The sequence below is a fragment of the Thauera aminoaromatica S2 genome (genome assembly GCF_000310185.1).
Lineage (GTDB): Bacteria > Pseudomonadota > Gammaproteobacteria > Burkholderiales > Rhodocyclaceae > Thauera > Thauera aminoaromatica.
Genome location: NZ_AMXD01000002.1, coordinates 75,121 through 85,890, shown reverse-complemented (window position 1 = coordinate 85,890; position 10,770 = coordinate 75,121). Strand labels below are relative to the sequence as shown.

The following is a 10,770-nucleotide window of genomic DNA, read 5'->3' as shown; positions in this document are numbered from 1 at the left end:
CCCCGGATTGACAACGCGCGCCAGCGCGGAGTATCAGTCACTCCCCCTGCAGCAAGCGATCCGCACAACCGTCAGTCTCGACGCGAGAAGACCCGATGACCGCAGCACAACCCAAGAATCCGCTCCATGGCCTGACGCTCGAACGGATCGTGACCGACCTGGTCGCCTGCTTCGGCTGGGCGGGCCTGGGGCGGCGGATCGACATCCGCTGCTTCAACCACGAACCGAGCATCGCCTCGAGCCTCAAGTTCCTGCGTCGCACGCCGTGGGCGCGCGAGCAGGTGGAGGCGCTGTATCTCGATACCCTGCGTGCGGCCGCCCGGCCGGGCGCGGCAACGGACCCCGACACCCCGCGGAGCACCCCGAACACGTGAAGACCCCGAGCAGAATTGAACCGCTGGTGGCCGACGGCCTCGTCGACCACGTCCTGCGCCAGCTCATGAGCGGCAAGGAGGCCATGGTCTATGTCGTGCAGTGCGGCGACGAGCTGCGCTGCGCCAAGGTGTACAAGGAGGCCAACAAGCGCGGCTTCCACAAGGCGGCCGACTACACCGAGGGGCGCAAGGTCAAGAACAGCCGTCAGGCGCGCGCGATGGCCAAGGGCTCGCGCTACGGCCGCCAGGAGCAGGAGGCGGCGTGGCAGCACGCCGAGGTCGACGCGCTGCGGCGGCTCGCCGCGGCCGGGGTGCGCGTGCCCGTGCCCTACGACTTCCACGAGGGCGTGCTGCTGATGGAGCTGGTGGCCGACGAGGACGGCGAGCCGGCGCCGCGGCTCAACGATGTGGTGCTCGACGAGGCGGATGCGCGGCGCTTCCATGCCGAGCTGGTGCGCCAGGTCGTGCGCATGCTGTGCGCCGGCATCGTCCATGGGGATCTGTCGGAATACAACGTGCTGGTCGATCGCGACGGGCCGGTGATCATCGACCTGCCGCAGGCGGTGGATGCGGCGGCCAACAACAACGCCCGCGCCATGCTCGAGCGCGATGTCGGCAACCTCGCCGCCTACTTCGGGCAGTTCGCCCCCGACCTGCTCGACACCGCGTATGGCAAGGAGATCTGGGCCTTGTACGAGTCGGGCAAGCTGCAGCCCGAGAGCGCGCTCACCGGGGTCTTCGAGGTGGAGGCCGGGCACGCCGATGTCGATGAGGTGATGCAGGTGATCGAGGCGGCGCGTCGTGAGGAGGCCGCGCGCCAGGCGGGCCGGGCAGAGGCCGCCGGCCAGCGCTGAGCGGCGAGGCGGACTCCGATGCGCGCTTGCCCGGGCGTCTCGCCCGACGGGGTCGAGTGCGATCGGCCGATCCGATGTTCCATTGGTCGGTCCGGATCGTCGGTGACGTGCGTCGCAGACTCGACAGCATTCGTACGCGCGCGGACCGCGCGCAGGCTGCCCGGCTCGAGGGCTGGCTGGGGGCGGTGCTTGCCGACCGCTCGGACCGGAGTCCGGGTTTCGACCTCGACTGCGCTCAGGTGTGGGGGAGGCGCGTGTCGCCCGGCCCCCGCCATGGCAGAGGCGGCGCCACGAGGCGTCGCGCCCGGCCGTCACCGACCGCGCCGAAGCGCTCGTCGCCGCGCTCCCACGCGGCCTGCGCCTGCGCGATGTCGGCTCTGCTGAAGCCGACGAAGTTCCACCACATCTGCACCGGTTCGTCGAACGGCTCGCCACCCAGGAACAGCACCCGCGCGCCTGCGGGCAGGGCCAGGTGCAGCTCGCCGCGTCCTTTGCCGAGGTAGGCGAGCTCGTCTGTACGGATCGTCTCGCCGTCGATCTTCAGATCGCCCACGAGCGCCATCAGCCCGTACTCGAAACTGGGGTCGAGCGCGAGCGTGAGCGCGCTCGCCTCGTCGCAGGCGATGTCGATGCCGACCAGCGCGGAGTGGATGCGCGCCGGCGCGGTCCGTTGGCCGTAGCGGCCGGCGAGCAGGGTGAGTTCGGCGCCGCCTTCGCGCCATTGCGGCAGCGTGGGGTAGTGGTCGAAGGCCGGGGCGCAATCCTGGTGCTCCGGCGGCAGGGCGATCCACAGTTGCGCGGCGTGCAGCCGCACGCCGTCGTGCAGCGAATCCTCGGTATGGGTGATGCCGTGGCCTGCGGTCATCAGGTTGACCTGTCCCGGGCGGATGAGCTGCTCGTTGCCCAGGCTGTCGCGGTGCAGCACCTCGCCCTCGATCAGCCAGGTGAAGGTCTGCAGGCCGATATGCGGATGCGCGCCGACGTGCAGGCCCTTGCCGGGCTCGAAGTGCACCGGCCCGGCGTGGTCGAGGAAGCACCACGCCCCAACCATGCGCTGCTGGCGATTGGGGAGGGTGCGGCGGACGCGCATGCCGTCGCCGAGGTCGGCGCTGCGGGGCTGGATGCGGACGAGCGGGTTCATGGTCGGTGTCCTCGTGGGGCTGCTGCCTTGGGCGTCGTGGGGATTCCCCGTGGAGAGATTCTTGCGGCGCGTCGACCGCGGTGGGCTGTTCGGGTGCCGAGTCCCGGCGGGGTTCTTCAGTACAATGACCAGAGGCTCGACAGATCGATGTGTCGAGGCGCCGCTCGCTGGAAAAGTGGACAGCGCGTGACGAGATCGACGAATGAGGATTTCGATGAATTGGATCATGGCAGTGTCGATCGGTTTCTGTGTCCTCCTTTCGAGTGGCACGGCCATGGCCGCGGGCGCCGGACAGGAAGGGGGGATGGCGAGCGTGCAGGCGCCCGCGCAGCAGCAGGAGAAGAAGGAAGGCGCGAAGACGGCAGTGACGGAGGCGGACCCCGGCAATCGAGCTTCGTTGCTGTATATCGTGCTGATCGGTGGGGTGATGGTCGTGGCCATGAAGATGGCGATCGCTTACGGCAAGAAGAAGCTGGACGAGGAGCGCGAGGCCGCCCGAGAGAAAGCTGCGCGTGAGGAGCGACAGAACAAGTCGCAAGCGCAGGGGTGAGGCAGGCGGGGCCCTGCGTTTGAAAACGCGGAATCGATCCCCATATAGAAACGATTGGCCATCCTGGCCACCCACCCCCAGGAACTTCCGGAGACCATGTGATGGGCTGCTGCGGCCGCGCGAGATTCGCCTTGTGCATCGACCAGGCACATGCCTGGCCCCGGCCTCGATAGCGCCTTGCCGGCGCGGATCGGCAGGCCGGGGTCGGTGGAGTGTCTTTTCCTCTCGTCTCGAAGGTCCTGCCATGGTTCGCGCGCTGTACTCCCGCGCCGGCTCGCATGCCGGCGTCGGTCTCCTCCTCCTGGTGTTGTTCTTCCTGTATGCCGAGCGGGCGTTCGGGTTGCTGCCGGCAGATCATGCCGTGCAGGCCTGGCTCGATCCGGTGCGCAATGCGGCGCTCGCGCTCGCCCTGTTCACCGGCGCGCATCTGCTGCACGCGCTCGCGTCGGCGCGGCTGTCGCAGCGGCGCAAGGGGCGCAAGCCGGTGCCCAAGGTGCTGCTGGACCTGCTGCGGGTGTTCCTGTTCGCGCTGGCGGCGCTGGGCGGGCTGTCGCTGCTGTTCCGCCAGGACCTGTCGGGGATCCTGACCGGCTCGGGCCTGGTGCTGGCGGTGCTGGGCTTCGCGATCCGCAACGTGGTGGCCGACACGCTGTCGGGGATCGCGCTCGGGATCGAGGCGCCGTTCCGCATCGGCGACTGGGTGCGCATCGAAAACCTGGCCCAGGGGCGGGTGCAGGAGATCGGCTGGCGCACGACGCGGCTGGTGACCGGGGACAGCACCTACGTGATCCTGCCCAACAGCCAGATCTCGCGGCAGCGGATCACCAATTTCAGCGCGCCGAAGAAGGAATATCGCGACCATGCCGAGCTCACCCTGCCGGTCGCGCTGCCGGTGGCCGAGGCGCGGGAGCTGATGCGCGCGGCGCTGACGCATGCGGCGAGCATCGCCGAGGACAAGCCGCCCGAGGTGCAGCTGGTGTCCTATGGCCCTGGGGGCATCACCTATCGGGTGAAGTACTGGGTGCCGCAGCACGACCGCGAGCCGGTCTGCCGCGACGAGGTGCTCGGGCTCGTCGATGCGGCGCTGCGTGCGCGCGGGGTCGTGCTGGCGCAGCCGCTGGCGGTGTCCGCGTGCCAACATGCGGAAGCCGCGTCCTAGGAACAGGCTTGCCTGCGCGGCTCGTCGGGGCGGGGTGTGGCGCTGTCGGTCTTTTTTACACTCGGAGACGGGTGTCGACGGAAGTCGTCGATAAATCAGCGACTTACGGTTTGGTTCGGTTCTTGCTTGAGTCTTTTCGGGGAGTGTTGGATACCGGGGAGGAGCGAATCATGAGGCAGGCTTGCGCATCGATCCTTGCAACTGCGGCGCTGGTCACGGCGCTCGGTTCCGGCACGGCAGAGGCGGCCGTGCTCGATGTCACGGTTCGCGGCAGCGACGCGATCTTCCTGGCGGGGAGAACGGACATCACGATTCCGCTGGCGTCTGCGCCTTGGAGCTCTCCCACCGGCATGCAACGCCACGGGGGGGCGACGCCCGAGGAGATCCAGGAGACCTTCCCGCCATACCTCGGCGTGGCTGCGGGCGACGTCATCCGCCTCGCGGATCCCTCGATCGGCGGCATCAGCTACTTCAACGGGGTCGGTGCGCCGTTCTATGGCCCCGAGGGCAACAACGCCGATTGCGCGGGGTCGAGCTGCAGCGATCTCTCGTCCTTCGGCGGCATCAGTGGCTACTTCGGTCCCGAGGGGGCACTCGTCGGCGTCTTCCTGGACAACAGCATCCCCAGCGCTGGCGCACCCGCGCGCCTCGACTTCAGCACGACCGGCCTGGGCCGCAACTTCACGACACTGAGCCCCGGGCTCGGGCAGATCTTCTATATCGGCAACGGCGTGACCACGTCCTCGATTTTCCAGGAGTTCATCGCGCCGAGCGGCGCCACGAGGCTGTTCCTGGGGATCCCGGACGGCTTCGGCTTCGATGGCGTGCCCGGTGCCTACGACGACAACGATGGCGCCTACCGCGTCCGCATCGGCGTCAACGAGGTGCCCACCGTGCCGGAGCCGGGCGTGCTCGCGCTCCTCGGGCTGGGCCTCGTCGGCCTTGCCGCCGCGCGCCTGCGCACTCCTCAAGGGAGCAAGGTGCCGGGCTGAGCACGCCGCCGCGCCGGCTTCGCCACGGGCTCGGCGCCCTTGGCGAAGCCGGCGGGTTTCGTGTGCTCCGGAGCGCTTTCAGTCGTGTAGCGGCGCGACCATCACGCGGTTGCGGCCGGCCTGCTTGGCTTGATACATCGCGCCGTCGGCGCGCTTCAGCGCGCTCTCCAGGCTTTCGCCCTCGGCCAGGCGGGTGACGCCGGCGCTGAAGGTGATCACGATCTTCTGCATTTCGGCCATGAAGAATTCGCGGGTGAGCTCGCGCTGCAGGCGCACGAGCGCCTGTTGGGCGTCGGTGTCGCCGGTCTCGGGCAGCAGGATGACGAACTCCTCGCCACCATAGCGGGCGAGCACGTCCTGGGGGCGCAGGTGCTGGCGCACGACCTTGGCGAGGTGTACCAGGGCGTCGTCGCCACCTTTGTGGCCGAGGCTGTCGTTGAGCTTCTTGAAGTGGTCGATGTCGAGCAGCGCGACGGCGAGCCGCGTGCCGCGACGCTGGGCGCGCGCGGATTCGGTCTGGAACATCTCGTCGAGGCCACGGCGGTTGAGCGCGCCGGTGAGCTGGTCGTGGCGCATCAGGCGGCTGGCTTCCTCGAGCTCGTTCTGCAGCGTGACGACGCGCTCCTGCGCCGCCGTGGCCTCGCCGCGGGCGACGATGAGCTCGTCGCGCGAGCGGCGTGCCTCGTCCTGGATGCTGCGAGTCTCGGTCATGACCTCGTCGAGCAGGGGGCCGATCTCGGTGATGTCGTTGGCCTGGGCGATACGCTGGGCGCACTGGCCGATGCGGTCGTGGTAGGCGCCGGTCGATTCGGAGAAGCGCGCGAGCTGGTCGACGAAGCCGGCGAGCATGTCGCGTAGGTGGCGCTGGGACTGGGCCAGGGTGTGCTTGAGCTGGCCCTGCTTGTGGATGAGTTCCTTGAGGCGGCGGCCGGCGTCGTCGATCTTGCGCGGGTCGGGACGGCTGTCGACGATCTCGCGCAGCATCTCGATCTGGCCGGCGAGCCAGCGATCGTCGAGCACCAGTTCGTCGATGTTGCGAAGCAGCATGCGCAGCAGCTCGAGCATGCCGGCGCGGATTTCGGCCTCGTCGGCGGCGGCCAGCTCGAGCTCGTGTGCGAAGGCGCGCAGGCGCGTGCCGACCTCGCGCAGGCCAGCGGCCTCGCTGCGACTGGCAGCTTCGGCGCACAGCGTGGCGGCGGTCTCGCGCAGCGGCGGTTGTTCCTCCAGCAGCGGCGGCAGGGCCTCGCCCAGGCTGATGGTGACGAGCTCGCGCAGGGCGTCGATGGTGGCGGAGTCGACGCCTGGAGTGGAGGCAGGGGGGGGCGCGGCAGCGGCGGTGCGCGCGGGCGTGGCGGGCCTTGCGGTGCTTGCGTCGGCACGGGGCGAAGCGCTGGCGTCGGGTTCGTCTGCCGCGTCGGGCACCTCGACGGCGAGCGCATCGGCATCGGTCATGGCCTGCGTCCAGCTCTTGAGCAGGCCCTGCAGGCGGGTGTACAGCGCCGCCGGGTCGGCTGCGCCCAGCACGCGGTCGAGGGCCTCGCGCTTGCGCGCCGGGGTCCAGCCGGTCTGACGCGCCTCCCACTGGCGCAGCAGGTTGCCGATGAGCTCGTTCCAGGCCTGCGGTTCGCCCAGCTTGAGGCTGTCGAGGTAGCGCTCGAGTGCGGCCTCGGCGGCCTTGTCGCGACCGTCGGCGAGCGCTTGGTCGAGCTGGTGGCCGTGGCGCTGGCGCTCGGCGCTGTCGCGCGGCAGGCGGCGGGCGAGTTTGCGCACGAAGGCTTCGGGCAGGGCGTCGTCGTCGGGCCGGGTGCCGGCGATCTCGTGATAGAGCTTGCGGTAGTTGTCCGGCGTGGGGGCAATCCGGCGCAGCGCGAGCTGGCGCAGGGTTTCGCGGGCGATCTCGGAGGGATTGCTGGGCGTGGACATGTTGAGCGGTGGAAATTCCTGGGTCTGGCGCATGTTTCCGGCATTCTGACAGGACTTCCCGTGCTTTCGGTGAGGAAGTTCCGAGGGCGGGCACGGAGGGAGTCGAGCCCCGGTGATCTGCCGATCCGTAGATATTAATCAAATGCTTATATTTCTGGCTGGCCTAGACTGGAAAAGCAGGTCGTCTCGGCGGAGGAACGGAAAATGGGCAGGCGGACATTCGACTGGCGGCGCTGGATCGGCGGGGCCTTGATCCTCGCGACGAGCATGATGGCGGGTGCGGCAAGCACGCCCGCAGGGGGGGATCTTCCGGTGGCTGCGGCCGGCGGCAAGGCGGCGAGCACGGCGGACCACAGCAGGTTCAAGGAACTGCAGGGCCCGTTCGAGAGCGGGCCGGAGGTCACCAAGGCCTGTCTCGCCTGTCACAACGAGGCCGGGCACCAGGTGATGAAGAGCGTGCACTGGACCTGGGAGGCGATCAGCCCGACCACCGGCAAGAAGCTAGGCAAACAGCACGCGGCCAACAACTTCTGCGGCTCCATCCTTTCCAACGAGCCGCGCTGCACGAGCTGCCACGCCGGCTACGGGTGGACGGACAAGAACTACGATTTCACCAACCAGAACAACGTGGATTGCCTGGCCTGCCACGACACGACGACGACCTACAAGAAGATCGCCACCGATGCCGGCCATCCGCTCTACGCGCCGCGCGAGCTGCCCAAGGGCAGCGGCAGGATCGTGCAGCCGCCCGACCTGGCCAGGATCGCGCAGGCGGTGGGCAAGCCGGGGCGGCACAACTGCGGCGCGTGCCACTTCAACGGCGGTGGCGGCGACGCGGTCAAGCATGGCGACCTCGACTCCTCGCTGGTCAAGCCGCCGAAACACGTCGATGTGCACATGTCGCCCGATGGCGAGAACATGAGCTGTGCGGACTGCCACACCTTCAACGCCCACCAGCCCTCCGGCAGCCGCTACGCGGCTACCGCCAAGGACACCAAGGGCCTGGACATGAAGCATGAGGACCACAAGCGCGCGACCTGCGAGTCCTGCCACGACCTTCGCCCGCACAAGAACGAGCGCCTCGACAACCACGCCAGGCGAGTGGCTTGCCAGACTTGCCACATCCCCGAGTTCGCGCGCGGCGGCATCGCCACCAAGGTGCTGTGGGACTGGTCGACCGGCGGCAAGCGCGGTCCGGACGGCAAGCCGCTGTTCATCCAGGACGACCACGGCCACCTGATCTACTCGGCGGAAAAGGGCGACTTCAAGTACGGCGAGAACGTGCGCCCGACCTACAAGTGGTACAACGGCGTGGTCCATCAGATCGCGCTCACCGACAAGATCGACGACAGCAAGATCCTCGAGCTGAACCGCGTCGAAGGCTCGGCGAGCGACCCGAACGCGCGCATCTGGCCCTTCAAGGTGATGGTCGGCAAGCAGCCCTACGACCCGGTGAACAAGACTCTGGTGGTGAACCACGTATACGGCCAGGACGACACCGCGTTCTGGGGAAACTTCGACTACGCCAAGTCGATCAAGGCCGGCATGGACTACGCCGGCCTGCCCTACAGCGGCCAGTTCGGCTTCATCGAGACGCGCATGAACTGGTTCATCACCCACATGGTGGCGCCCAAGGAAGACGCGCTCAAGTGCAGGGACTGCCACACCCGCTCGGAAGACGGCCGCCTCGCCGGGATCACCGACCTCTACCTGCCCGGTCGCGACCGCAACGGCTGGGTCGATCTCCTCGGTGGGCTGGCGATCATCGGCGCGATCGGCGCCGGCTCGATCCACGGCATCGCCCGCATCCTCACCCGTCGCAAGGGGCACTGAAAATGAGCGCGAACCGCATCTACATCTACAAGCGCTATGAACGCTTCTGGCACTGGTCGCAGGCGCTGCTGATCATCGTCATGATGATCACCGGCTTCGAGATCCACGGCAGCTATACTCTTTTGGGCTTCAGGAAGGCCGTGGATGCGCACACGATCGCGGCATGGACGCTGCTGGTGATCTGGGCCTTCACGATCTTCTGGCAATTCACCACGGGCGAGTGGCGGCAGTACGTCCCGTCGATGAAGAACGTGTCGGCGATGGTCCTCTACTACACGGTGGGGATCTTCAAGGAGATGCCGCATCCCTTCCGCAAGACGACGGTGCAGAAGCACAACCCGCTGCAGCGCCTGGCCTATCTCGCGCTGCTTGCGTTCATCTCGCCGCTGATCTGGGGCTCGGGCCTGCTTTACCTGTTCTATGGCAACTGGGCGCAGCTCGGCATCGACGAGATGTTCTCGCTCGAGGGCGTGGCGCTCGTGCATACCGCAGGTGCGTTCATGATCACCGCGTTCTTCTTCATCCACGTGTATCTGACGACCACGGGGCACACGATCTTCGCGCACATCAAGGCGATGATCACCGGCTGGGAAGAGGTCGATGACGACCACCCGCCCGCCGCGGCCGAGCAGGGCGGGCGCACACCCGGCGCGGCTTGAGTGCTTGCGCCGTATCGCGGCACCACCAAGGGACGCAGACGCCCCGCGGCGGATTCAGCGCGGGGCGTCTGCGTCCGGGAGTTCGTAGCGGTCGGCGATGTAGGCCGGGCCCTTCATCACGAACACGATGAAGGCACCGATCGCCACGGTGAACACCACCGTCCAATGCAGGATCACCGCTGCCAGCACCCAGATGTCGACCATCTGCAGCGCGCGCACCGCCTCGATGCTCTCGTCGCCCCACCAGTGCAGCCGGGCGAGCAGGGACACGGCCACGCAGGCCGCGGTGCCGACGAGCGCGACCATGGGCAGGCGCGCCAGCACCTTGCGTTCGAATCCTGCCGGTTCGGTGCGCGAGCCGGGCAGGCGGCGCCAGCGCTTTTCCATGATGTTTCCCCGAGGTGTGTGGTGCGGCAGCAAGCCGGTTCCGTTCGATCCGATGCCTGGGTGCCAGACCGATGCGATCCGTGGCAAAAATCACCACGTCCGGCAGAAGCCCGGCGGACCGGGGGTAGAATGCCGGAACAGCACTCGACTCGCACAGTTCGCGGCACCGCTCCGGACGCGAGGTTTCCGGACTGCTGTTCAGACACCGATCCGCGTACCAGAGTTCTCCCCGAAATGACCCTTCAGCAAGCCGAAACCGCCGCCCCCGCGCCCCTCAGCACCAACGCGCAGGACCAGGCCAAGCAGCCGCGCATCGAACCGCGTGCCATCCTCAAACGCCTGCAGGCCGAATCGCCGGCATTTCGCGACAGCAAGCCGTTGGCGCTGAAGATCGACACGAGCATCCTGGCCCGCTTTCCCGATTTCGACCGCAAGAACCTGCGCATCGCCCTGCGCATGTACACCGCCTCGACCAAGTACCTCAAGGCGGTCGAGCGTGGCGGCGAGCGCTTCGACCTCGACGGCAACGCCTCCGGAGAGGTTACCGAAGAGCAACGCCAGCACGCGGCCACCACGCTGAAGGAACGCTTCGCCGCGGTGGCCAAGCAGCAGCGCGAGAAGCGCGAGGCCGAGGAGGCCGAACGCCGCCGCACCGAGAAGCTCCAGCAACTGGTGAGCAAGTTCGGCCGCTGAACCCGGGCGGGCCTACGCTCGGCGCAGATCGCGCCGTACCGAGTCGGCCCGCGCCATCCAGATCCCTGCCCCGGCCGCGACCGCCACCACGAGCGCCCCGCCAGGATGGCCGGTTCCGATCATCAGGCCGGCGAGCAGGCCGAGTGCGAGCAGCACCCTGGAAGTGATGGTTTGCATGGTGGTCTCCTGAGCTTTTCGACTGTGC

The 10,770-nt window shown here is 68.1% G+C and carries 12 protein-coding genes; 8 read left to right on the top strand and 4 right to left on the bottom strand.

The window, feature by feature from the left end; all coding sequences use genetic code 11:
* Positions 1-95 precede the first annotated feature (95 nt).
* Together C665_RS01280 and C665_RS01275 are read left to right on the top strand one after the other, a co-directional pair.
* Positions 96-374 (top strand): VF530 family protein, encoded by a 279-nt coding sequence (locus tag C665_RS01280; protein ID WP_004298167.1) that lies wholly within the window; start codon positions 96-98, stop codon positions 372-374.
* Positions 371-1,228, top strand: coding sequence for a PA4780 family RIO1-like protein kinase (locus C665_RS01275; RefSeq protein ID WP_004298165.1), 858 nt, complete (start codon positions 371-373; stop codon positions 1,226-1,228). The genes C665_RS01280 and C665_RS01275 overlap by 4 nt, the downstream gene beginning before the upstream one ends.
* 235 nt (positions 1,229-1,463) lie before the next feature.
* On the opposite strand, the gene C665_RS01270 is transcribed toward C665_RS01275, so the two are convergent.
* Positions 1,464-2,369 carry a pirin family protein gene (locus C665_RS01270; RefSeq protein ID WP_004298163.1) on the bottom strand — a complete coding sequence of 302 codons (906 nt, stop codon included), beginning with the start codon at positions 2,367-2,369 and terminating at the stop codon, positions 1,464-1,466.
* Positions 2,370-2,571: 202 nt separating this feature from the next.
* Here C665_RS01270 and C665_RS01265 point away from each other — a divergent pair, with 202 nt between their 5' ends.
* The 3 genes from C665_RS01265 to C665_RS01255 all read left to right on the top strand — a co-directional run bounded on the left by C665_RS01265 (position 2,572) and on the right by C665_RS01255 (position 5,070).
* Positions 2,572-2,919 (top strand): hypothetical protein, encoded by a 348-nt coding sequence (locus tag C665_RS01265; RefSeq protein WP_004298161.1) that lies wholly within the window; start codon positions 2,572-2,574, stop codon positions 2,917-2,919.
* Positions 2,920-3,163: 244 nt separating this feature from the next.
* Positions 3,164-4,078: a mechanosensitive ion channel family protein gene (locus C665_RS01260; protein WP_004298158.1), complete on the top strand. Its 915-nt coding sequence runs from the start codon at positions 3,164-3,166 to the stop codon at positions 4,076-4,078.
* Positions 4,079-4,149: 71 nt separating this feature from the next.
* Positions 4,150-5,070: a PEP-CTERM sorting domain-containing protein gene (locus tag C665_RS01255; RefSeq protein ID WP_245537117.1), complete on the top strand. Its 921-nt coding sequence runs from the start codon at positions 4,150-4,152 to the stop codon at positions 5,068-5,070.
* Between the two features lie 78 nt (positions 5,071-5,148).
* On the opposite strand, the gene C665_RS01250 is transcribed toward C665_RS01255, so the two are convergent.
* On the bottom strand, positions 5,149-6,993 hold the full coding sequence (locus C665_RS01250; RefSeq protein ID WP_040828241.1) for a GGDEF domain-containing protein: 1,845 nt from the start codon (positions 6,991-6,993) through the stop codon (positions 5,149-5,151).
* 204 nt (positions 6,994-7,197) lie between these two features.
* Between C665_RS01250 and C665_RS01245 the strand changes: the two genes are divergently transcribed.
* Positions 7,198-8,826, top strand: coding sequence for a tetrathionate reductase family octaheme c-type cytochrome (locus C665_RS01245; protein ID WP_004298153.1), 1,629 nt, complete (start codon positions 7,198-7,200; stop codon positions 8,824-8,826).
* A 2-nt stretch (positions 8,827-8,828) separates the two neighbouring features.
* Positions 8,829-9,485, top strand: a complete 657-nt coding sequence (locus tag C665_RS01240) for a cytochrome b/b6 domain-containing protein (protein WP_004298151.1) — start codon at positions 8,829-8,831, stop codon at positions 9,483-9,485.
* A 54-nt stretch (positions 9,486-9,539) separates the two neighbouring features.
* Here C665_RS01240 and C665_RS01235 read toward each other — a convergent pair whose 3' ends face one another.
* Positions 9,540-9,872, bottom strand: a complete 333-nt coding sequence (locus C665_RS01235) for a hypothetical protein (protein ID WP_004298149.1) — start codon at positions 9,870-9,872, stop codon at positions 9,540-9,542.
* A 234-nt stretch (positions 9,873-10,106) separates the two neighbouring features.
* On the opposite strand from C665_RS01235, the gene C665_RS01230 reads away from it, so the two are divergent.
* The gene (locus tag C665_RS01230) at positions 10,107-10,565 is read left to right on the top strand and encodes a ProQ/FINO family protein (protein WP_004298148.1); all 459 of its coding nucleotides are present in this window, start codon (positions 10,107-10,109) and stop codon (positions 10,563-10,565) included.
* A gap of 12 nt (positions 10,566-10,577) precedes the next feature.
* On the opposite strand, the gene C665_RS20840 is transcribed toward C665_RS01230, so the two are convergent.
* Entirely contained in the window at positions 10,578-10,742 is a 165-nt protein-coding gene (locus C665_RS20840; RefSeq protein ID WP_004298146.1) for a hypothetical protein, read from the bottom strand.
* Positions 10,743-10,770 lie beyond the last annotated feature (28 nt).